Here is a 21,573-nt window from a genome sequence, read left to right as displayed (position 1 = left end):
TTCTTTCCGGACGCCCGGAATTCCGGGCCCGCTTTGGCTCAGCGGCAGGCGGTGACCATGATCTCAACCAGGTGGCGCGGGTCGGCCATGTTGGCCTGCACGCAGGCGCGCACCGGGGCGCCGCCTTCCGGCAGCCAGGCCGTCCAGAGCTTGTTCATCGCGTCGCGGTCGCGAATGTCCTTCAGCCAGATCTGGGCCTGCAGCAGCCGGGTCTTGTCGGTGCCGTGGCCTTCCAGCGCGGCGTCGATCTTGGCCAGCACCTGCTTGGTCTGGCCGACCACGTCCTGCGACAGGTCGTCGGCGGTCATGCCGGCCAGGAAGACGAAGCCATGATACTCGACGGCGCCGGAGAGGACCGGGTTGACGTCGTGGCGGGTGATCTTGCTCATCGGATCTTCGCACTCCCTGCTGTGAAGCCGCCGGGCCGGGCGAATCCGGCCGGCGGCATGGGGCCCGGCGCTTCTAGGCCGCACATGGACGGCCCGCAAGGCAGGTGCCGCCCGCCCATCGAGCCCTCCGCTCAGGGCACCGCGTGCGCGCCCCCCGAGGCCGCGGCCACGATCATTGTCTCGAACACCGACACGCCGTGCACCGCCTGCTCCAGCGGCAGCGGATAGGCCGGGCCGCCCGCCACGGCGGCGGCGAAGGCCTCCAGTTCGGCGCGCTCGATGTCCACCTTCGGGAAGTCGCGGGTGAAGCCCTCCCCCTCGCGCGGGCGATAGACGAGGTGCTCGTGGTCGGTCAGCTCCGCCCAGCCCTCGCTGCCGTAGAGGGCCACGCGCCAGCAGCGCGGCGCATAGGCCAGGGTGGCGAAGGTGCCGGTGGCGCCGCTGGCGAAGCGGCAGAGCATGGCGGTGGTGTCGTCGAGCCCGTTCTCCAGCACGCGGGCGGTGCTGTGCACGGACACCTCGCCGATGGGGCCGGCCAGGTTCACCATCATGTCGATCATGTGGATGCCCATGCCGCCCATGCCGCCGAGCGGGCTCTCGCTGCGGTCGGCGCGCCACATGCCGGCCTTGTAGGCGGCGGCGCCGGGGCCGCTGAAATGCCCCTCCACATGCAGCAGCGTGCCGATGCGGCCATCGGAGAGCATCGCCTTCAGCTCCGCCACCGCCGGCAGGAAGCGGCGGTTGTGGCCGAGCGCCAGCACCACGCCCGCCTCGCGGCAGGCCGCCACCGCCGCCTCGGCGCTGGCCTTGCTCAGCGTGAAGGGCTTCTCGACAAACACAGGCTTGCCCGCCCGCGCGGCGGCGATCACCTGCTCGGCGTGCAGCTTGTGGGGCGTGGCCAGCACCACCGCCTGCACCGCCGGGTCGGCCAGCACGGCCTCAAAGCTGTCGTGCAGGCGCAGCCCCTGGGCGGCGGCCCAGTCGCGCGCCTTCTCCGGCGTGCCGGTGCTGCCGGCGACGAAGCGGAGGCCCGCCTCGTTGCGGCCCTGCACGCTCTCCACCAGGGTGCGGCCCCAGCGTCCCATGCCGACGATCGCGGCTTGCAGGCTCATCGCTTCTCTCCTTCGAGGGTTTCGTCCGGGGGCGGGCCTTCCAGCGCCGCCTCGATATCCCGGTAGCGCGTCCAGCCCCAGGCAAAGACCAGCAGCCCGAGCACGACGCCCACCAGCGTGGGCCAGCGCAGGCCGAACGCCTCCCCCGCCGCGCCGAGCAGCAGCGCCCCGAGCGCCGGGCAGGCACGGGTGATCATGCCCCACAGCGCCAGCACCCGGCCGCGCATGGCCGGGTCCGCCGCCGTCTGGGCGAGCTGCTGCACCGAGATGCCGTGCAGCGAGGCGGTGGCACCGATCAACGCCGCGCAGAGCAGGCCGAAGGGGAACCAGCCCGTCGCGACGAAGCCCGCCGTCGCCACCGCCTGGGCCAGCCCGGCGAGGATGGCGATGCGGGTGGCGCCATTGGTGCGCCCGCGCGCCGCCAGCCACAGCCCCGCCACCAGCGCGCCGATGCCGAAGCAGGCGGTGATCAGCGCCAGCGATTCGGCGCCACGCCCGAAATTGCGCTCGACGAAGGGCGGCAGCAGCTCCTGCACCGCGCGCAGCAGCACGCCGAGCGAGGCGGCATACAGCAGCAGCGGCCCGAGCCCGGGGTGGCGCGCCACATAGCCCCAGCCCTCCCGCACCTCGGCGAACAGGCTGGCGGTGGCGGGGTGGCCGTGCCGGTGCGCCGGGTCCACCCGCAGCATCGGCATGGTGACGACGGCGCTGAGATAGGCCACCGCGTTGCAGGCGATGGCCGGCGCCACGCCGAAGCCGGCGATGACCGGCCCGGCCAGCGCCGGCCCGATGAAGCGCGCCACGTTGAAGATGAGGCTGTTGCAGGCCACCGCCGCCGGCAGGTCGGCGCGGCCGACGATGCCGGCCATCAGCGTCTGCCGCGCCGGCTGGGCGAAGCTGGCGGCGGTGCCGCTGAACAGCTCCAGCAGCAGCAGGTACTCGATGCGCATGGCGCCGGTGGCGACCAGCGCGGCCACCGCCGCCGCCGCCAGCCCGATGGCGGCCTGCGAGATGGTGGCGAGGCGCAGCCGGTCTACCCGGTCCGCCACCGCGCCGGCAATGGGGCTGATGACGGCCGCCGGCGCCAGGTCGCAGAAGGCGACGAGACCGACCCAGAGGGCGCTTCCCGTCAGCTCCCAGGCCAGCCAGGCGACGGCGATGCGGTGCATCCAGAGCCCGGTCCAGGCGGCCAGGCTGGCGCCGAAGAAGATGCGGGCGTTTCGGGTCGCCAGCGCGCGTCCCAGCGCGCCGAAGGGCGACCGGAACAGCGGCAGCTCAGGAGCCCCGCCCGCCCCCCGTGGGTGAGGCCGGGCCAGGCTGGTCCTGGGCGCCGCGCATGCATTCGTCGAGCAGCCGGTCCCGCTCGAAGCGGGCGCCGAGCTGCGAGCGCTCCAGCGGGTTGCCCATGTAGGCGCCGCTGCCCAGCCGCGACTCGGCCTCGTCCACCCGCATGGTCTGGCCACGCTCGCGGAAGCGCATCTGCCGCTCGACCTGGTCGCGGCAGGCGGCGCTGGTGGCGTCCCGCTGGCGCTGCTCGGGCGTGGCCGGCGGCGGCGCGGCGCAGGCACCCGTCAGCAGCATCAGGGGAAGGATCAGGCGTTTCATGGCGCGCTCCGGCGGTGTCAGGCAGAGGATCGGGCGAGGGCCGCGCGCCGGAGGCCGGGCGGGCGGATCAGCGCGTGGCGCCCTGCCCCGCGACTCCCGTCTCCGCCCCTGCCCCCGCCGCGCCGGCGATGCGGTTGGACAATAGACGCTTCATGCCGGTTTCGTCGAACCGGGCCCCGCCATCCAGCGGCGCGGCGGCGGCGGCGGCCAGCAGCGCCGGGTGCAGCTCGATCCCGTCGGCGGCGATGGCGAACAGGCCGCGCGCCCAGGCCGCCCGGCCGAGCAGCTCGACCAGCGCCAGCAGCCGCAGGCAGAGCGCCAGCCCCGGCAGGGTGCCGAGCCCCACGGCGCGATCCACCGCCTCCGCCCAGCAGGCGGCATCGGCATCGGCCAGCGCCATCACGGCGCCGCCCTCGAAGGCCAGGGTGCGGTGCGGCCCCCAGGCCTCGGCGGCGGCGGCGGCGCGCGCCGCGTCCCAGGCCAGGCTGAGGGCGCGGGGGGCGACGGGCGGCAGGGTCTCGGGCGAGCCGGGGATGGCGTAGTGCAGCGCGCCATCCGCCGCGACAGCGACGTGGATGGCGCCCTCTCGGGCGGAACGGGGCATCGCTTCAGAATGGGGACGCGGAGGGCGCGGCGCCAGGGCCGGCAGGAGGGCCGGCGGGAGGGGAGGACGCACCGCGCAGCAGCCGGAGGCCGGGCGCCCGGATGCCAGCGCAGGCACGGCATCCGGGCATTCCCCCACCCTTGGGGAGGTCTGGCCGGGGCGGTCCCGGCCAGTGGGCGGGCTCGGCGATCGTGGTCAGTGCGCGGGCGCGGTGGGGCCGGAGGGGGTGGTGGCGATCTGCGGCTTCTCGCCCGAGGCCGCATCCTGCCCCAGGCTGCGCGCCAGCCAGCCGCCCAGAACCGCGCCCGCCATCGGCGCCAGCCAGAACAGCCAGAGCTGGAAGATATAATCCCCGCCCGCGAACAGCGCCGGCCCGGTGCTGCGCGCCGGGTTCACCGAGGTGTTGGTGACGGGGATGGACAGCAGGTGGATCAGCGTCAGCGCCAGCCCGATGGCGATCGGCGCGAAGCCGCCCGGTGCCTTCGGCGCCGTGGCGCCCATGATGACCACCAGGAAGACGGCGGTGGCCACCACCTCCATCAGCAGGCAGGCCAGCAGCGTGTACTGGCCCGGGCTGAGCGCGCCGTAGCCATTGGCGGCGAAGCCGCCCGGCTCGAAGCCGGGCTTGCCGCTGGCGATGAGGTAGAGCAGGGCCGCCGCCGCGACCGCGCCCGCCACCTGCGCCGCCATGTAGGGCAGCAGCGTGGCGGAGGGCACGCGCCCACCCACCCACAGGCCGAGCGTGACGGCCGGGTTGAAGTGCCCACCCGAAATGGGGCCGACCGCATAGGCCATGCAGAGCACGCTCAGCCCGAAGGCCAGGGCGACACCCGTGAAGCCGATGCCGAGGCCGGGATAGGCGGCCGCCAGCACGGCGCTGCCGCAGCCGCCGAAGGTCAGCCAGGCGGTGCCGAGGAACTCGGCCGCCATGCGCCTGCTCATGTCCATCCCCTTGGCTCCCTGACCGGATGCGACCGTGGACCGGCTTTGCCAGCGGCACCGCCACGGCCCCTTCAGCTTAGCCAGCATCCTGACATTTTCTTACAGTTATGATGACGCAACGGCATGCCCCCGGTTGAACAAGCCGAGAGCGAAACAGATGTGCCGGGTGGACCTGGCCCGGCTTTTGCCTAGCATCGGCGCCATGACCCATCCCGCCGATCTCTCCGCCACCGAGGCCGCCGCGCGCATCGCTGCCGGCAGCCTCTCCCCCGCCACCCTGGCCGAGGCCTGCCTGGAGCGCGCCGCGGCGCGGGACGGCACGGTGCGCGCCTTCGTCTCGCTGGAGCCCGCGCGGGTGCGGCAGGCCGCGGCGGCGGCGCTGCCCGGCCCGCTGCACGGCCTGCCGGTGGGCGTGAAGGACGTGCTCGACACCGCCGACCTGCCCTCGCAGTACGGCTCGCCCATCTGGGCCGGGCACCGGCCGCGCGCCGATGCCGCCGCCGTGGCGCTGGCGCGGCGCGCCGGCGGCGTCATCCAGGGCAAGACCGTCACCACCGAGTTCGCGACGCGCCACCCCGGCCCCACCACCAACCCGCACGACCCGGCGCGCACCCCGGGCGGCTCCAGCCAGGGCTCGGCGGCGGGGGTGGCGGCGGGCTTCTTCCCGCTGGCCTTCGGCACGCAGACGGCGGGCTCCGTGCTGCGCCCCGCCGCCTATTGCGGCATCGCCGGCTTCAAGCCGAGCTACGGGCTGATCCACCGCGCCGGCATGAAGGTGATGAGCGAGAGCCTGGACACGATCGGCGTGTTCGGCCGCGGCGCGGCCGATTGCGCGCTGTTCGCCGGCGCGCTGACGGGGCTGGACTTCTCCGCCAGGCCCGAGGCGGCGCCGCGCATCGCCCTCTGCTTCGGCCCCGGCGAATCGCTGCTGACCGAGGACAGCCGCGCCCGCATCGAGGCGGTGGCCGCCGCCTGCGCCCGCGCCGGGGCGCGGGTGACGCCGGTCCCGCTCACCGCGCCGCTGCGGGCGGCGGTGGAGGCCCACCCGGTGGTGATGAACGCCGAGACGGCGCACGCCCTGGCCTGGGAGCGCAACGCGGCGCGCGCCCTCATCTCCCCCGTGCTGACCGAGCGGCTGGACTGGGCCGAGAGCCTGCCCGCCACCGCCCTGATCGACGGGCGCGCCGCCTTCGCCACCGCCCGCGCCGCCTTCCGCGACCTGATGGCGGAGTACGACATCCTGCTCACCGCTTCCGCGCCCTCCGAGGCGCCGCTGGGGCTGGAGGCGACCGGCGACCCGGCCTGCAACGCGCTGTGGACGGCGCTGCACGGCCCCTGCATCAGCCTGCCCGCCGGCACCGGCGCCGCCGGCATGCCGCTCGGCGTGCAGCTCGTGGCTCCCTTCGGCGCCGATGCCGCGCTGCTCGGCTGGGCCGGCTGGGTGGAACGGGTGATCGGCGCCTGAGGCGGCCCGGAACAGGAGGAAGCGCGATGACGGTGTTCCTGTGCACGGCCTGCGGCACCGCCTACCCGGAGGCCGCCGCGCCACCCGATGCCTGCCCCATCTGCCAGGACGAGCGGCAATACGTCCCCGCCACCGGCCAGGCCTGGACGGGGCGGGAGGCGCTGGCGCAGGGCCACCGCAACGCCTGGCGCCGCCACGAGCCCGGCCTGTTCAGCGTGCAGACGGTGCCGGCCTTCGCCATCAACCAGCGCGCCTTCCTGCTGGTCACGCCGCACGGCAACATCCTGTGGGACTGCATCGCGCTGCTCGACGCGGCGACGGAGGCGCTGGTGCATGGGCTGGGCGGGATCCGCGCCATCGCCATCTCGCACCCGCACTACTACACCACGATGCAGGACTGGGCGGCCGCCTTCGGCGCCACCCTGCACCTGCACGCGGCGGACCGGGACTGGATCATGCGCCCCTCCCCCGCCCTGCGCCTGTGGGAAGGAGAGACGCTGGAGCTGGCGCCGGGAGCGACGCTGATCCGCGCCGGCGGCCACTTCCCGGGCGGCACCGTGCTGCACTGGGCGCAGGCCGCCGAGGGCGCCGGCGCCCTGCTCGCGGGCGACATCGTCCAGGTCACCCCCGGGGCGCGGCGGGTGTCGTTCCAGTGGAGCTACCCGAACATGCTGCCGCTGCCCGCCGATGCGGTGCGGCGCATCGCCGCCACCCTGGCGCCCTGGCGCTACGAGCGCATCTACGGCGCCTTCGCCGGGCAGGAGGTGCTGCGCGACGGGCCGGGGATCGTCGCCCGCTCGGCCGCCCGGTACGTGGAGCTGCTGGACGGCCGGATGTAGCGCCGGCCCCTACCGGTCGGGCCGGAACACATGCAGCATGAACCACTGCTCCAGATGGGCCCGCACGATGGGGTCGATCACCGCCTCCAGCGCGGCGATGTCGGCCTCCAGCGCGCCGCTGACCGGCACGGGCGGCAGGAAGCGCAGCCGGAAGCGCGGCCCCGGCTCGCGCAGCGCATAGGCCGGCACCAGGGCCGCGCCAGTCTTCGCCGCCAGCCGCAGGGCGGTGGCGATGTTGCCGCCGGTGGGTAGGAGTCGGCCCAGGGCGGGGGCGTTCACCCGGCCGCCCTTGTACTCGTCGAGATAGATCAGGAAGGGCGCGCGCCCCGCCTGCACCCGCCGCAGCGCCTCACGCGCCGCGCTGGTGCTGGGCGGGATCAGCCGCGCCCCGTAATCGGTGCGGGCCCGCACGGCGATGGCGTGCTTCGCCGGGCTGGCGGGCGGCTGGTAGATGGCGTCGAGCCCACGCCCCATCCCGCACAGCGCGGCGCCGATCACCTCCCAGTTCCCCAGGTGCAGCCCGCCCACGATCACCCGCCCCGGCGGCAGGTTCTCCGCCCCCTCCACCAGGATGCGCCCCTCCGCCCACAGGCGGCTGAGTGCCGAGAACTCGGCCAGGCAGCGCGCCACCTGGCCGAGATTGTCCAGCGCCAGGGCGCGGCGCGCATCGGGGCCAAGCTCCGGCCGCAGCGCGGCGAGCGCGGCCTCGGTGCGGGCGAGCTTCCCCTTGTGCCGCAGCGGGATGGCGAAGCGCGCCAGACCCGCCCCCATCGCCGAGCAGAGCGGCACCGGCAGCATCCGCATGAGGCCGTGCAGGGCGCGATCCTTGGCGCCGTCCAGACGCACCTTGAGGGCGGGCTCAGACATGGCGGGGCAGCAGGTGCATGGGCAGCGTCTCGCCCGGACGCAGCGTCAGCCGGCAGACCGGATAGACCACCGTGCCGGGCACCAGACGCGGCGTCACGCCGCGCGCCAGCGTCGCCAGGCACAGCACCGCCTCGGTGAGGCCGAAGGCCGCGCCGGTGCAGACGCGCGGCCCGATGGCGAAGGGAATCCAGGTGTAGCGCGGCTTGCTGGCGGCCTCCCCCCCGGGCAGGAAGCGCTCGGGGCGGAAGGCGTCCGGCTCGTGCCACAGCTTGCGGTGCCGGTGCAGCAGCCAGGGCACGGCGATGACGAGCGAACCCTTGCGCACCGGCTGGCCGCCGATCTCGCCCGCCGCCACCGCCTCCCGCGCCAGCAGCGGCACGGGCGGGTAGAGGCGCAGCGTCTCCTCCACCACGGCGCGGGTGTAGCGCAGGCGCTCCATGTCGGCGTAGCGGGCGGGGCCGGGCAGCGCGTCGGCCTCCGCCTGCACGCGGGCCAGCACGGACGGCGACTGGCTGAGCAGGTACCAGGCCCAGGCCAGGGTGTTGGCCGTGGTCTCGTGCCCGGCCATGAACAGCACGGCGGCCTCGTTGCGGAAGGCCTCGCGCTCCATCGGCCGGCCGGTGGCGGGGTTGATGCCCTCGGCCATCGAGCGGATCAGGCTGGCCTCGTCCCCGGCGCGGCCGGAGAGGACATGCCCGATCAGCCCGTCCAGCACCGCCTGGATGCGCTGCCCGGCGCGGCGGGCGCGGCGGGGCTGCCAACGCGGCATCCAGTCCGGCAGGCCGAGCAGCGAGATCAGGTCGGTCTGCCCGACGGCGCGCTGGTATTCGGCGAAGGCGCTGACCACGGTGGCCGCGGCACCACCGCCGAGCTGCCGGCCGAAGATGGTGCGGCAGATGATCTCGGCCGTCAGGTGGCCCATCTCGGCCAGCATGTCGACCGGCTCGGCCGGGTCGCGCCGCGCCCAGGCCTCCGCCCGCTCGGCGGCGGCCTCGGTGATGGGGGGCGTCAGGGCGGCGAGGCGCGAGACATGCGTCACCGGCGCCACCACCCGGCGGCGCTCCTTCCACAGCGCGCCGTCGCTGATGAACAGCCCGTCGCCCAGCAGCGGGCGCAGCGCGTGGCGCATCTGCGGCGACTTCCGCTCGAAGGCGGGGGCCTGGTCGACGAAGGCCTCCTGCACGGTGGCCGGGCTGTTGCAGATGATGATGTCGCGCATCAGCACGCGGCGGCGCAGGATCTCCCGCTCGAAGCAGGACTGCGGCCAGAAATCGAGGAAGGAGCGGCGCAGCGAGCGCAGCAGCTCGCGCAGCGGCGGCAGCCGGCGCGGCCGTGGCGGATAGGGCGGCACGAAGGCCGGCGCCTCCTCCCCCGCGAGAGGGGAAAGACCGGCCGGCTCGGCGTGGGAGAGGGTCATGCGGCACGCCCAGGTTTCGGTGCCGCAGCATAGCGCAACCGGGCGGGGCTGGTCACGCAGCCCCGCCCGGCGCATGGCGCCGGGGCCGCCTCAGGCGGCGGTCAGCACCACGCGGCCATGCACCTTGCCGTCCTTCAGGCGGTTCAGCACGCTGTTCACCGCCGAGCGCGGCTCGGTGCTGACCGGCAGGGGCGAGAGCTTGCCCTGCTGCGCCAGCTCCACCACCTCGCGCAGCTCCTGCGGGTTGCCGACATAGCTGCCGCGCACGGTCAGCGCGCGGGTGGCCATCAGCGGCAGCGGCAGGTTCAGTTCGCCGCCGAACAGCCCGACCTGGATCAGCTTGCCGCCCTTGGCCAGCGCGTCGAAGGCGAAGCGGGCGGTGGCGGTGCCGTTCACCAGGTCGATCACCGCATCCACCGGGCCGCCGGCCGCCTCGACGAGGCGCTTCGTCGTGTCGTCGCCGCCCGCCTGCACGGTGGCGGTGGCGCCGGCCTTGCGCGCGCCCTCCAGCTTCTCCTCCGAGATGTCGACCACCACGATGTTCTTGTGGCCGAGCGCCTTCAGCACCTCCACCGCGTTCAGCCCGAGCCCGCCGGCGCCGACGACGACGATGGCCTTCTCGGCCGGCATCGGCATCACCTTGCGGATGGCGGAATAGACCGTGATGCCGGAGCAGGCGTAGGTGGCGGCGACCGAGGGGTCGAGCCCGTCGAAGGCGACGAGGTGGCGCGGGCTGCGCGCCACCACATGGCTGGCATAGCCGCCATTCTGGTAGACGCCGAGGCTGCGCGCCGCCACCTGGCACATATTGTCCTCGCCCGCCTGGCAGCGCTCGCACTTGCCGCAGCCGAGCCAGGGGAAGACGATGCGGGTGTCCCCCACCTTCACGCCCTTGGCCTCCGGCCCGAGCTTGACCACGCGGCCGACGATCTCGTGGCCCATGATCAGCGGCAGCACCACGCCCCGGTCGGTCAGCGACAGGCGCCCGCGGCTGCCGAGGTCGTAGCCGCCCTCCCAGATGTGCAGGTCGGAATGGCAGACGCCGCTATGCGTCACCTCCAGCAGCACTTCCTCGCCGGTCGGCTCCGGCGTCGGGAACTCCATGTCCTCCAGCGGTTCACCGCACTTCACCACGGCCCAGCCACGCATCGGGTTCACTCCCACAATTCTTGGACGGGGGAATGGGAAACCCTGGCGGCGGGCCGGTCAAGGCCCCGGCTGAACAAGCCCGCGTTCAGCGCCCCGGCGCGGCGCCGCCCGGGCCCCGCGCGGTCAGCGCGCGGCGGATCTCGGCCTCCGCCTTGGCCAGCTCCACCGTCGCGTGCCGGCGGGCGGCGCGGCCCTCCTCGGCGATGCGCAGGCTGTCCTCCAGCGTCGCCACCAGCGCGGCATTGGCCCGCTGCACGGCGTCGAGGTCGAACACCCCGCGCTCCAGCTCGATGCGCGCCTCGGCATTGCCCTGGCGCAGCGTCTCGGCATTGGCGGTGAGCAGGCGGTTGGTCAGGTCGGTGGCGGCGCGCACGGCGCCGCTGGCCTCGCGCATGTTGCGGATGGCCAGCGCCTGCGCCAGCTGGGTGCGCCAGAGCGGCACGGTGTTGGCCAGCACGGAATGGATCTTGGCGGCCAGCGCCTTGTCGTTCTCCTGGATCAGCCGCATGCCAGGCAGCGACTGCATGGCCACCTGCCGGGTCAGGCGCAGGTCGTGCACGCGGCGGTCCAGCTCGTCGCGCGCCGCGCGCAGGTCGCGCAGGCGCTGCGGCGCCAGCGGCTGGGCGGCGTCGTTCGCCTCGCGCTCGGCGGCGGGGATGATCTCGGCATCGGTGCGGGCCAGCACCGCCTCGCCGGCTGCGATGTGCTCGGCCAGCGCGTGGAACCATTCCAGCGTGGCGCCGTAGAGCCGCTCCAGCCGCTCCACATCCTCGAGCAGCCGGGTGCGGTGGCCATCCAGCCGGTCGCCCGCCGCCTCGATCTGGCCGCGCACGCCCTCGTAGCGCTGGATGATGGCGGTGGCCTCCGCCCGGCCGCGGTTGAACAGCCGGCCGAGCAGGCCGGGCTTCTCGCCGGCCTGGGTCACGTCGAAGCCGCGCAGCGTGGCGAGCAGGCCGGAGAGCGCCTCCCCCGCCTCGCCCGTCGCCTGGTTGCGGGCGGCGCCCAGCATGGCGTCCGCCGCCGCCGTGGCGCGGTTCTGCGCCTCCGCGCCGAAGCGCAGGATGGTGGAGGGATCGCGCAGGTCGATCTCGGCGGCCAGCGCCGCCACGCGCTGCGGCGCCACCGGGCGCTCGGCCTGGTTCTCGCGGGTCTCGGTCGTCGTGCCGCTCATGATGCGTAGCCCTCCTGGCGCAGGCGGTCGGCCAGCACCTTCACCTGGATCTCCAGCGCCTCGGTCTCCTCGGCGCGCAGCCGGTCGCGCAAGGACAGGCTGCCGCGCGCCATGTCGCCGATCAGCAGCGGCAGGCCGGGCGGCGGCGCCGCGCCCTGCGCCAGGCTGCGGTCGATTCGCTCCAGCCCGTCGAGCTGCAGGTTGAGGAAGCGGCGCGCCTCGCCGGTGTGCTCGGGGCGGCGCTCCAGTTCTGCGGCCAGGGCGCGCAGCCCCTCCAGCGCGGGAGCGAGGCGGGGATCGGCGCCGGTCAAGGTGGCCAGACGCACCCGCACCGCATCCAGCGGGCCGGGCGCCGGCGGCGGCACGGGCTCCGGCTCGGGCGGGACGCTGTCCTCATACAGCAGGCGCATGCCGAAGAAGGCCATGGCGCCGAACACCACCGCGCCGAGCGGCGGCACCGCGCCGGCGAGGCCGGCCACCAGCCCGGTGGCGACGCCCGCCAGCGCCGAGGCCTGCCGCACCCGGCCGCGCCGCAGCCGGCGGATGGCCAGCCAGAGCAGGCCCATGCCGAGCAGCACGCCGAGCAGCGGCCGCTGCGCGCCGGAGAGCAGCGCGATCAGCAGCGTGGGTGCCAGCGGCAGGGCCAGCAGCACCAGCACCGTGCCGCGCAGCCGGCGCAGCTGCTGGCCGAGATGGGCGATGCCGTCGCTGCGCTCCAGTCGCGCGCGCCAGGGCGGGAGACGGCCGCTCACGAGAACAGCCCGATGACCGAGCGGAAGAAGGCCAGCACCGCCACCAGCCACAGCGAGCAGCCGAGCAGCGCGAAACCGCCGGCGCGGCGCAGCGCGTCGCGCCCGGTCAGGGCCAGCCGGTCCTGCGCGGGGGCGGGGCCGGGCCGGAGGGGGGATGCGGGTGTCATGCCGCTCAGATTGCCCTGGCGAGCCGCGCAATCAAGCAGCGCGAGCGGGGCGGCGTCATGCCGCCGCCCCGCTTTTTGCTCAGGTGCCAGCCTCAGGCGCCGACCACGCCGCCACCCTTGCGGGTGATGGCGATGATGGACGGGCGCGGCGGCGTCGCGGCGTCGAAATCCGGCCAGCGGGTGGAGGGCTCGGCGAAGTGGCTGCCCTTGTCGTCGCCCGGGTGCTGGATGGCCAGGAACACCGTCTCGTCATCCGGTGTGAAGCAGGGGCCGCACACCTCGGCGCCGGTCGGCGCCTGGTAGAACAGGCGGGTCAGGCCGCGGCCGGGGCCGGCGGTGTCGGCGGCGTAGAGGCCATCCGCCACCTTCGAGGTGCCGGGGGCGCCGTCGGTCGAGATCCAGATGCGGCCCTTGCTGTCGAAGGTGCAGTTGTCCGGGCAGGAGAGCCAGCCCTCGGCGCTGGTGCCCTGGTGGTACTGCGCCCCGGCATCGACGCCGGGGCGGCCGGCGATCAGGAAGATCTCCCAGCGGCCTTCCGTCGCGGCGTGGTCCACCTTCTCCGTGCCGGCGCCGGGCGGGATCATCTCGATGACATGGCCATGCGCGTTGGTCGGGCGCGGGTTGGCCTTGTCCACCTGCTCCGGCTTGCGGCGGGTGTTGTTGGTGAGCATGGCGTAGACGCGCCCGTTCACCGGGTTGGCCTGCACATCCTCGGGGCGGTCCATCGGCGTCGCCTTCAGCAGGTCGGCGGCGCGGCGGGTCTCGATCAGCACGTCGCCCTGGCTGGCGAAGCCGTTGGCCTCGGTCAGCGGGCCCTGGCCGTGCACCAGCGGCAGCCACTCCATGCGGCCGTCATCGTGCAGGCGCGCCACGTAGAGCGTGCCCTCGTCCAGCAGGTCGCGGTTGGCCGCCGCGTCGTTGGGGTTCCAGGGGCGGGCGGTGACGAACTTGTAGATGTAGTCGAAGCGCTCGTCGTCGCCCGAGTAGAACACCACGCGGCCATCGGCGGAGATGGCGTGGGTGCAGCCCTCATGCTTGAAGCGGCCGAGGGCGGTGCGCTTCACCGGCACGCTCTGCGGGTCGTAGGGGTCGAACTCCACCACCCAGCCGAAGCGGTTCGGCTCGTTCGGCTCCTGGGCGAGGTCGAAGCGCGCCACGTGCTGGCCCCAGCCATAGCCGGCCTTCTCGACGATGCCGTAGCGCTTGTAGGCGGCGGCCTGGTCGCCCGTGGTGGCGGCGGCACCGCCGAAATACTGGTTGAAGTTCTCCTCGCAGGTGATGACCGTGCCCCAGGGCGTGTTGCCGCCGGCGCAGTTGTTCAGCGTGCCGAGCACCTCCCGCCCGCTGGGGTCGACGCTGGTCCGCATGCGCGGGTGGCCGGCGGCGGGGCCGCTGATGCGCATCGGCGTCTCGGCGGTGATGCGGCGGTTCAGCCGGCCCGCCTGCACGGGCGCCCAGCGCCCGTTCTCGCGCCGGATCTCCACCACCGACATGCCGTGCGCCGCCATCTCGGTCAGCGCCTGCTCGCGGGAGGGATTGGCCTTGGCGGGGCCTTCCTCGGGCAGGCCGGGGAACATCAGCTGCGGGTCGGTGTATTCGTGGTTCACCGCCAGCAGGCCATGCGTGGCGTTGCGGCTGCCGCGCGGCAGCGGGAAGAAGTCGACGTAGTCGTTGTTGTAGCCGAACTGCGCCGCCTGCGCCGCGGCGCTCTGGCGCTGCGCGTCGAAGGCCGGCGCGTCGGGCAGCACCGGGTCGCCCCAGCGGATCACGGTCTGGATCTCGTAGCCCTCGGCCACCGCGTCGCGCGGCGTCAGCTGGTGCGCGATCTCCGGGAAGGTGAGGCTGGAGGGACCGGCCACGGCCGCCGCGCCGGGCGCCGGCTGGGCCGCCGCCGGGCTGGCGGAAGCGAGCAGCTGGTCGGCGAAGCTCATCGCCGCCGCGCCGCCGAGCAGCCCGCGCAACGCCGCGCGGCGCGACAGGCGGCGGGCGATCAGCGTCCCGATCGTCTCCTCGGGGTGCGGGTTGCTGCCGATATCCTCGAGTTCCACCCGGTCATGGGCAGGCGAATGGGTGTCAGGCATGGTGTCTGTCCCGGAGCATGGGGCCACGCCAGGGGAGCGGGCCGGTCGGCCGGCAAGGAAGCCACGGGCCGCGTCACGCTGATGACGATTCGATGAAGCTTCGATGATGGCCGGCCCCCCTCACCCGCCGCGCGCGGCGAAGAAGCGCGCGATGGCCTCGGCCGCGCGGTCCAGATGCGCCTCCAGCACCGCCACGGCGCCGGGAATATCCTGCGCGCGGGCGGCCGCCAGCATGGCGCGATGGTCCTGCTGGGAGAGGTGCTCCCGCCCATGCGCGGCGAGGTGGAAGCGCAGGTAGCGGTCGAAGGCGGCGAGTTGCGCCTCGGTCAGCGCCAGCAGGCGCGGATGCCCGGCGGCGGCGTAGAGCGCCATGTGGAAGCGGCGGTTCAGCAGCCCCATCCGCCCCGCCTCCGTCTCCGAATCCATGGCCAGGATCAGCGCCTCCGCCGCGCCCAGCTGCGCCGGGGTGAGGCGCGGGATGGACAGGCGCAGCGCCGCCGGCTCCAGCGCGCGGCGGATGGCGTAGGTGTCGGCGGCGTCGGCGGCGGAGATCTCCGTCACCACGGCGCCCCGGTGCGGCACCATGTCCACCAGCGCCTGCGCCTCCAGTTGCCGCAGCGCCTCGCGCACCGGCATGCGGCTGACGCCGAAGCGCTCGGCCAGTTCCTCCTGCCGCAGCGGGGTGCCGCCGGGCAGGCTGCCATCGAGGATCGCCGCCTTCAGCACCGCCTCGACGAATTCGGTGGCGGTGCGCCAGCGCCCTTCCAGGGCCGGCGCCAGCGCGTCCAGCGGCGAGGCAGGGTCAGCCATGCGGAAGATCCAATATCCATCCGTTGATTGGATCCAATCTTACGCTACCCTGCCCGCCTCTTTCCAGCGGCATCGAGGGGAGGCCCGACGGGCATGGCCGAGACGAGGCAGGGGGCGGCAGCCCGGGCGGGACTTCTTCAGCCCGTGGTGGCGGGGGTGCTGGCGGCGGTGGTGGGCTTCGCCAGTTCCTTCGCCGTGGTGCTGCAGGGCTTCGCGGCGGTGGGCGCCACCCCCGCCCAGGCGGCCTCCGGCCTGCTGGCGCTCTGCGTGATGCAGGGGCCGCTGGCGGCGCTGCTGAGCTGGCGCTGGCGCATGCCCATCATCACCGCCTGGTCCACCCCCGGCGCGGCGCTGCTGGTGGCCACCGGCATGCCGGAGGGCGGCTTTCCCGTCGCCGTCGGCGCCTTCCTGCTGGCGGCGCTGCTGATCGTGCTGGCGGGGCTGTGGAAGCCCTTCGGCCGCGCCGTGGCGGCCATCCCGCCCAGCCTCGCCAACGCCATGCTGGCCGGCGTGCTGCTGGACATCTGCCTGGCGCCGGTGCGGGCGGTGGGCGCCATGCCGCTGCTGGCGCTGCCGGTGGTGCTGGCCTGGGCGCTGGCCTGGCGCTTCGCCCGGCTCTACGCCGTGCCCGTCGCGGTGGCGGTGGCGGCGGCGGTCATCCTGCTCGCCACGCCGCTGCCGCAGGAGGCTCTGGCCGACATCCTGCCGCGGCTGGAATGGGTGGCGCCGCGCTTCACCGCCGGCGCCGCCATCGGCATCGCGCTGCCGCTGTTCCTGGTGACGATGGCCTCGCAGAACGTGCCGGGCTTGGCGGTGCTGAGCGCCAATGGCTACCGCCCGGCGCCGGGGCCGATCTTCACCGCCACCGGCCTCGCCAGCGCGCTGATCGCGCCCCTCGGTGCGCATTCGCTCAACCTCGCCGCCATCACCGCCGCCCTCTGCGCCGGGCGCGACGCGCACCCCGACCCGGCACGCCGCTGGGTGGCCGCCGTGGCCGGCGGCGCGGCCTATGTGGTGCTGGGGCTGGGGGCGGGCTTCGCGGTGGCCTTCATCACCGCCTCGCCGCCGCTGCTGATCCAGGCGGTGGCGGGGCTGGCGCTGCTGGGCGCCCTGGCCGGGGCGCTGCATTCCGCCCTGGCGAAGGAGGCGGAGCGCATCCCCGCCATCCTCACCTTCGTCACCGCCGCCTCGGGCCTGTCCCTGCTCGGCATCGGCGCCGCCTTCTGGGGGCTGCTGGCGGGCGGCGCTCTGCTGCTGCTGGAGCGCAGCCGCCGCTGATCAGCTTCCCACCTTCAGCGTCGCCACCAGCCCGCGCAGCGCCGCCAGGATGGAGAGCGGCGTGAGCCGCCCGGTGCGCGGGTTGGCCGCGCTCGGCACGCCTTCGATCGTCATGCTGAAGCGTGCCGCCTCGGCCTCGACGCGGATGGTGTGGGTGTTGCGGGTGCTGGTCGGGTCGGCCCAGATCTCCACCTGCGTGCGCTCCGGCCCGATGCCGGCCAGCGCCAGGGCGGCGGCCACGTTCACATTGGCGGGGAAGCCGCGCGCCGCCTCCAGCGCATTGCCGGCGAAGATGCGCGTCGGGGCCTCGAGCCCCTCCAGCCGGATGCCGTGCTCGCGCAGGTAGGGGGCGCCGGCCAGCCCGGCGGGCGGCTTGCGCGTCTCGAGCGTCACGCTCTCCACCGGGCCCTCGGCGGCGGCGCGCACCGCATCCAGCCCCAGCAGCGCGCCGGTGGGCACCAGGATGCGGGCGCCGCTGGCCCGCGCGGCCTGGATAAGCCCCGGACGCGCCAGCAGCGCGCCGACGCTGGCCGGCACGAAGATGCGCCCTGCCGCCACCGCCGGCTCCGCCACCGCGTCGAACGCGGCGGCGGGCATGGCTTCCACCACGATGTCGGCCTCCGCCAGGGCGGCCAGCGGGCGCAGCGGCGGCGGCGCGCGGAAGCCGGCCAGCGCCGCCTCAGCCTTCGCCCTGTCCCGCGCCGAGACGGCCACCAGCCGCAGCCCCCCGTCGCCCGCATCCAGGCGCCGCGCCAGTTCCAGCCCGATGGCGCCCACCCCCGCCACCGCCACCGTCATGTCCCGCATGCTGTGCCCTTTTCATCACCCCGTCGCCCCATCCGGGCGATTTTGTAGGTGGGGTCTTGCGCGAGAGGGGAGAAAGACTAAATCGCGGCCTTCACCAGAGCGGCCTCACGAAATTGTGGGGATTGTTCTTCCCGCCACCGCCGGCATTCCCATGCCGTCCTGGAACCGGGCATGACTCGATGAGCCAGACCGTTCTCTCCCCGCCGACACAGGCGGGGGCTTCCCCGTTGCGTACGCCGGAGCGTGTGATTCCTCTGGTGCTGGATCTCGGGCGCCCCCTGCCGCAAATGTCCCAGGGCATGCCAGAGGAGGGTTCCGCCTTCCTGGGCCTCTGCGCCGCCATGCTGCGCACCACGCCCGGCGCCCCGTCCAGCGCGCTGCGCGCCATGGAGGCGCTGCGCCTGCGCGGCTGGCGCAGCGCCGGCGCCCTGGGGGCGCAGCCGGCCGGCTCCCTGGAATCCCTGCTGCGCGAGGCCGGCTACAAGGGCCATGCCGCGCCGCTGTCCCGCCGCCTGCACGCCATGGCGGCGCATCTGGCCGAACGCTGGGAGGGCACGCCCGATGCCTTGCGCCTGGCCGCCGGCGGCCAGGTGGCCGCGCTGCGCCGCCTGCTGCGCAAGATGCCCGGGCTGGGCAAGGCGGCGGTGGACAGCTTCTGCCAGGACATGCAGCTCCTCTGGACCGAGCTCTACCCCTTTGCCGAGCCACGCGCCCTGCGCGCCGCCCGGCGGCTTCGGCTGGGGGGGGACGCGGCCGCCCTCGCCGGCAACTGCCCGCCGGAGGAACTGCCGCGCCTGGCCGCCGCGCTCGCGCAGATCGAGCGGCAGGATGGCTACACGCTGCTGACGCGGCGGCTGAGTGCCTGAGAAGGCAAGGCCGGAGGGAAGGGCATTTCCTCCGGCCATTCCGGCAGGCGCGCCACAGCCATGCGCGCCCGTGGCACCGCACACGCAGGATCGATGGAAAAGGCACTTCGGGGAGGGAGGCGTGGGGCGACCTACGGGACTCGAACCCGTGACATCCACGACCACAACGTGGCGCTCTACCAACTGAGCTAAGGCCGCCATACTCACGCCGCGGCGCCATCCGGCGCCGTGGTGGAGGGGGAATTAATCCGGCGCGGCGCCGCCGTCAACAGGCCGCGCGCGGGGTGAATCAGAAGATCGCCTCGCCCGCCAGCAACGCCAGCACCAGCACGATGACGAACAGCGCGAGGAACACGGCGAACAGGATCTTGGCGATGCGCCCCGTCACCGCCGAGACGCCCGTCAGCCCCAGCGCGCCCGCGATGATGGAGATCACCAGGAAGATCAGCGCCCATTTCAGCATTGCGGCCTCCTCTCGCCCGCACGGCTGCGGGTTGCCCAGGCGCAACGCCCTGGTCAGAGCGCGGTTTCCAGCCGGAGCGCGGCTTTATTCGCGCCCTTCCTCCAGCATCGCCATCAGGGTTTCCAGCCGGTCCGCCTCGGCCGCCGGCTTGTCGGCGCGCAGCCGGGCGATTCGCGGGAAGCGCAGCGCCACGCCGGATTTGTGCCGCCCCGAGCGCTGCGCCGCGTCGAACACGATCTCCAGCACCAGCTCCTTCTCCACCTCCCGCACCGGGCCGAAGCGCGAGAGGGTGTGGTTGCGAATCCAACGGTCCAGCCAGACCAGTTCCTGGTCGGTGTAGCCGGAATAGGCCTTGCCCACCGGCACCAGCTCCTCGCCCCCCTGCCCGTCCGGCCGCCACAGGCCGAAGGTGTAGTCGCTGTAGGTGCTGCTGCGCTTGCCATGGCCACGCTGGGCGTACATCAGCACCGCGTCGATCGAGAGCGGCGCGCGCTTCCACTTCCACCACAGCCCCTTGGGGCGGCCCGCCACATAGGGGGCGTCGCCGCGCTTGAGCATCAGCCCCTCGATGCCGGCGGCGCGGGCGCCCTCCCGCAGCCCGGTGAGCTGCTCCAGCGAGGCGAAGGCGATCTGCGGCGAGAGGTCCATCCGCTCGGGTTTCACGCGGGCGAACCAGGCTTCCAGCCGTTCGCGCCGCGTGTCGTAGGGCAGCGGGCGGAGGTCCTCGCCATTCTCGAACAGCAGGTCGTAGAGGCGCAGCCCGGTCGGGTGGTCGCGCAGCAGCTTCGGGCCCACCACCTTGCGGTTCAGCCGCTGCTGCAGGTCGGCGAAGGGCGCCACCACGCCGCCCTCGCGCATCACCAGCAGCTCGCCATCGACCACGGCGTGGAAGTCCATCGCCTCCACCACCTCGGGGAAGGCGGCGGACATGTCCTCACCGGTGCGCGACCACAGGCGGCGCCCGCCCGGGCCGGCGGCGGCCTGCACCCGCACCCCGTCCCATTTCCACTCGGCGCGGAAGGCGGTGTGATCCAGCGCCGCGATATCCGGCGCCTCCAGCGGCTGCGCCAGCATGGGCGAGCGGAAGACGGGCGCGTCGCGCGGGTCGGGGCGCGGCCCCTTCCCCTCCAGCCAGCGGAACAACGGCAGGTAGGGCGGCGGCACGCCGTGCCACACCTCCTCCACTTCCTCGACGGGGTGGCCGGACCAGTCCGCCAGCGCCTGCCGCGCCAGCCGGGCCGAGGCGCCGACGCGCAGCCCGCCCGTGACCAGCTTGATCAGCGCGAGGCGCCCGCCGGCGTCCAGCACGTCCAGCCATTCGGCCATGCGCGCCGGCACCTCGGATTTCGGCAGCAGCTCCAGCGTTTCCACCACTTCGGAGAGGTCGGGCGGCGGGCGGTTGGGGCGGGAGTCCGGCTCGGGCCAGATCAGCGCCACCGTCTCGGCCAGGTCACCCACATAGTCGTGGCTCCAGGCCAGCAGCACCGGGTCCACCCGCGTCGCCACCAGCTCCCGCACCAGGGAGGGCTTGGCGGTGGAGAAGCGCAGCTCGCCGGCAATGGCGGCCAGCGCCACGCCGCGGTCCGGGTCCGGCTGGGTGGCGAACCACCGCTTCAGCAAGGCGAGCTTGGCGTTGCGTCCGGGGGTGAAGAGCAGCCGCTCCAGCAGTTCGGCGAAGGCGGGCAGGCTCATGCGGCGTCCTCCGCGCCAACGGCTGCGCTGGCCAGGTCGAGTGCCGCCTCGCCGCTCTCCTCCTCCTCGCGGCCCAGCAGGTGCAGGGCGCGGCCGCGCACGCCGCGCCCGGCCAGGGCGTGGATCAGCGCCTCCTCCCGGCCATGCGTCACCCAGACCTCGGGGGCGCCCACCTCGGCGATGCTGGCCAGCAGATCGTCCCAGTCCACATGGTCGCTGACGATCAGCGGCAGCTCGACGCCGCGCGCCTTGGCGCGCTGCCGCACCCGCATCCAGCCCGAGGCCACCGCCGTCACCGGGTCGGCCAGGCGGCGGGCCCAGGGGTTGGCCTCGGCCGAGGGCGGCGCCAGCACCAGCTCGCCGGCCAGCACGGTGGCGCCACGCTTCTCGGGGCGCGGCACGGGGCGCAGCTCGCCCATCGGAATGCCGAAGCGCTCATACAGCGCGCACATGGATTGCTGCGCGCCGTGCAGGTAGATCGGCCGGTCCCATCCCGCCTCGCGCAGCAGCGCAATCAGCCGCTGGCACTTGCCCAGCGCGTAGCAGCCGACGAGATGCGCCCGCTCCGGGAACAGCGCCACGCTCTCCAGCAGCCGGCGCACCTCCTGCGCGGCGGGCGGGTGGCGGAACACCGGCAGGGCGAAGGTGGCCTCGGTGACGAACACGTCGCAGGGCACCGGCTCAAAGGGGGCGCAGGTGGGGTCGGGCTGTCGCTTGTAGTCGCCCGAGACGACGATGCGGCTGCCCTGCCATTCCAGCACCACCTGCGCCGAGCCCAGCACATGCCCGGCCGGCACCAGCGTGACGCGCACGCCGCCCACCGTGATGGGCGCGTGATAGGCCAGGGCCTGCTGGCTGCGCCCGGCCCGCCCCTCGCCGAGGCGGGCGGTCATGATGGCCAGCGTCTCCGGCGTGGCCAGCACGGCGCCGTGGTCGGGCCGGGCGTGGTCGGAATGGCCGTGGCTGATGATGGCGCGTGGCGCGCCGGCCATCGGGTCGATGAAGAAGTCACCCGGCTCGCAGTAGAGGCCCTGCGGGGTGACGCGGATCCAGGTGTCGGGGTGCGGCGGGGGCATGCTGCTGCAACACCTGGGCGG

22 protein-coding genes and 1 tRNA gene are annotated in these 21,573 nt (G+C 74.3%); 4 read left to right on the top strand and 19 right to left on the bottom strand.

The genetic code is table 11. The features are described from left to right. Positions 1-38: 38 nt before the first annotated feature. From CR165_RS14295 to aqpZ, 6 genes are all read right to left on the bottom strand, one after another. On the bottom strand, positions 39-389 hold the full coding sequence (locus CR165_RS14295) for a RidA family protein (RefSeq protein ID WP_109517674.1): 351 nt from the start codon (positions 387-389) through the stop codon (positions 39-41). 131 nt (positions 390-520) lie between these two features. Beyond that, complete coding sequence (locus CR165_RS14290) at positions 521-1,501, bottom strand: Gfo/Idh/MocA family protein (protein ID WP_109517673.1); 981 nt, start codon at positions 1,499-1,501, stop codon at positions 521-523. Beyond that, the gene (locus CR165_RS14285) at positions 1,498-2,769 is read right to left on the bottom strand and encodes an MFS transporter (RefSeq protein WP_281262103.1); all 1,272 of its coding nucleotides are present in this window, start codon (positions 2,767-2,769) and stop codon (positions 1,498-1,500) included. The genes CR165_RS14290 and CR165_RS14285 overlap by 4 nt, the downstream gene beginning before the upstream one ends. 7 nt (positions 2,770-2,776) lie before the next feature. Further along, the gene (locus CR165_RS24545; RefSeq protein WP_146201910.1) at positions 2,777-3,106 is read right to left on the bottom strand and encodes a hypothetical protein; all 330 of its coding nucleotides are present in this window, start codon (positions 3,104-3,106) and stop codon (positions 2,777-2,779) included. Between the two features lie 67 nt (positions 3,107-3,173). Then, positions 3,174-3,710: a hypothetical protein gene (locus CR165_RS14280; RefSeq protein WP_109517672.1), complete on the bottom strand. Its 537-nt coding sequence runs from the start codon at positions 3,708-3,710 to the stop codon at positions 3,174-3,176. A 195-nt stretch (positions 3,711-3,905) separates the two neighbouring features. Further along, a complete protein-coding gene (gene aqpZ, locus CR165_RS14275; RefSeq protein WP_109517754.1) occupies positions 3,906-4,652 on the bottom strand; it encodes an aquaporin Z in 747 nt (248 codons plus the stop codon). Positions 4,653-4,854: 202 nt separating this feature from the next. On the opposite strand from aqpZ, the gene CR165_RS14270 reads away from it, so the two are divergent. Together CR165_RS14270 and CR165_RS14265 are read left to right on the top strand one after the other, a co-directional pair. Beyond that, positions 4,855-6,117, top strand: a complete 1,263-nt coding sequence (locus CR165_RS14270; RefSeq protein WP_109517753.1) for an amidase — start codon at positions 4,855-4,857, stop codon at positions 6,115-6,117. A gap of 26 nt (positions 6,118-6,143) precedes the next feature. Next, positions 6,144-6,956: an MBL fold metallo-hydrolase gene (locus CR165_RS14265; protein WP_109517671.1), complete on the top strand. Its 813-nt coding sequence runs from the start codon at positions 6,144-6,146 to the stop codon at positions 6,954-6,956. Positions 6,957-6,965: 9 nt separating this feature from the next. Here CR165_RS14265 and CR165_RS14260 read toward each other — a convergent pair whose 3' ends face one another. The 8 genes from CR165_RS14260 to CR165_RS14230 form a co-directional block, all read right to left on the bottom strand. Next, positions 6,966-7,823, bottom strand: a complete 858-nt coding sequence (locus tag CR165_RS14260; protein WP_109517670.1) for a lysophospholipid acyltransferase family protein — start codon at positions 7,821-7,823, stop codon at positions 6,966-6,968. Further along, positions 7,816-9,240 carry a cytochrome P450 gene (locus CR165_RS14255; protein WP_245906423.1) on the bottom strand — a complete coding sequence of 475 codons (1,425 nt, stop codon included), beginning with the start codon at positions 9,238-9,240 and terminating at the stop codon, positions 7,816-7,818. The genes CR165_RS14260 and CR165_RS14255 overlap by 8 nt, the downstream gene beginning before the upstream one ends. A 90-nt stretch (positions 9,241-9,330) precedes the next feature. Then, on the bottom strand, positions 9,331-10,389 hold the full coding sequence (locus CR165_RS14250) for an alcohol dehydrogenase (protein WP_109517669.1): 1,059 nt from the start codon (positions 10,387-10,389) through the stop codon (positions 9,331-9,333). An 85-nt stretch (positions 10,390-10,474) separates the two neighbouring features. Beyond that, a complete protein-coding gene (locus CR165_RS14245; RefSeq protein ID WP_109517668.1) occupies positions 10,475-11,560 on the bottom strand; it encodes a toxic anion resistance protein in 1,086 nt (361 codons plus the stop codon). Next, positions 11,557-12,312 (bottom strand): hypothetical protein, encoded by a 756-nt coding sequence (locus CR165_RS14240; RefSeq protein ID WP_109517667.1) that lies wholly within the window; start codon positions 12,310-12,312, stop codon positions 11,557-11,559. Before CR165_RS14240 ends, CR165_RS14245 begins: the two co-directional genes overlap by 4 nt. Further along, complete coding sequence (locus CR165_RS25065; RefSeq protein WP_181378170.1) at positions 12,309-12,479, bottom strand: hypothetical protein; 171 nt, start codon at positions 12,477-12,479, stop codon at positions 12,309-12,311. Before CR165_RS25065 ends, CR165_RS14240 begins: the two co-directional genes overlap by 4 nt. A 92-nt stretch (positions 12,480-12,571) precedes the next feature. Then, the gene (locus CR165_RS14235; protein WP_109517666.1) at positions 12,572-14,560 is read right to left on the bottom strand and encodes a PhoX family protein; all 1,989 of its coding nucleotides are present in this window, start codon (positions 14,558-14,560) and stop codon (positions 12,572-12,574) included. Positions 14,561-14,680: 120 nt separating this feature from the next. Then, positions 14,681-15,370: a GntR family transcriptional regulator gene (locus tag CR165_RS14230; RefSeq protein ID WP_109517665.1), complete on the bottom strand. Its 690-nt coding sequence runs from the start codon at positions 15,368-15,370 to the stop codon at positions 14,681-14,683. A gap of 93 nt (positions 15,371-15,463) precedes the next feature. Between CR165_RS14230 and CR165_RS14225 the strand changes: the two genes are divergently transcribed. Further along, complete coding sequence (locus CR165_RS14225; RefSeq protein ID WP_109517664.1) at positions 15,464-16,648, top strand: benzoate/H(+) symporter BenE family transporter; 1,185 nt, start codon at positions 15,464-15,466, stop codon at positions 16,646-16,648. Here the strand turns inward: CR165_RS14225 and CR165_RS14220 are convergent, their stop codons facing one another. Next, positions 16,649-17,455, bottom strand: coding sequence for an aspartate dehydrogenase (locus tag CR165_RS14220; RefSeq protein ID WP_219929757.1), 807 nt, complete (start codon positions 17,453-17,455; stop codon positions 16,649-16,651). Between the two features lie 299 nt (positions 17,456-17,754). Here CR165_RS14220 and CR165_RS14215 point away from each other — a divergent pair, with 299 nt between their 5' ends. Continuing rightward, positions 17,755-18,321 (top strand): hypothetical protein, encoded by a 567-nt coding sequence (locus CR165_RS14215; protein WP_146201909.1) that lies wholly within the window; start codon positions 17,755-17,757, stop codon positions 18,319-18,321. A gap of 122 nt (positions 18,322-18,443) precedes the next feature. Here the strand turns inward: CR165_RS14215 and CR165_RS14210 are convergent. The 4 genes from CR165_RS14210 to CR165_RS14195 all read right to left on the bottom strand — a co-directional run bounded on the left by CR165_RS14210 (position 18,444) and on the right by CR165_RS14195 (position 21,552). Then, positions 18,444-18,519, bottom strand: a tRNA-His gene (locus tag CR165_RS14210). 91 nt (positions 18,520-18,610) lie between these two features. Further along, the gene (locus CR165_RS14205) at positions 18,611-18,784 is read right to left on the bottom strand and encodes a DUF1328 domain-containing protein (protein WP_109517662.1); all 174 of its coding nucleotides are present in this window, start codon (positions 18,782-18,784) and stop codon (positions 18,611-18,613) included. An 84-nt stretch (positions 18,785-18,868) separates the two neighbouring features. Beyond that, entirely contained in the window at positions 18,869-20,476 is a 1,608-nt protein-coding gene (locus CR165_RS14200; RefSeq protein ID WP_181378169.1) for a cisplatin damage response ATP-dependent DNA ligase, read from the bottom strand. Next, on the bottom strand, positions 20,473-21,552 hold the full coding sequence (locus CR165_RS14195; RefSeq protein ID WP_109517661.1) for a ligase-associated DNA damage response exonuclease: 1,080 nt from the start codon (positions 21,550-21,552) through the stop codon (positions 20,473-20,475). The genes CR165_RS14200 and CR165_RS14195 overlap by 4 nt, the downstream gene beginning before the upstream one ends. Between the last annotated feature and the right edge of the window lie 21 nt (positions 21,553-21,573).

The sequence above is a fragment of the Teichococcus aestuarii genome, assembly GCF_003116135.1.
GTDB lineage: Bacteria > Pseudomonadota > Alphaproteobacteria > Acetobacterales > Acetobacteraceae > Pseudoroseomonas > Pseudoroseomonas aestuarii.
This window is presented reverse-complemented; position numbering and strand designations above follow the sequence as displayed.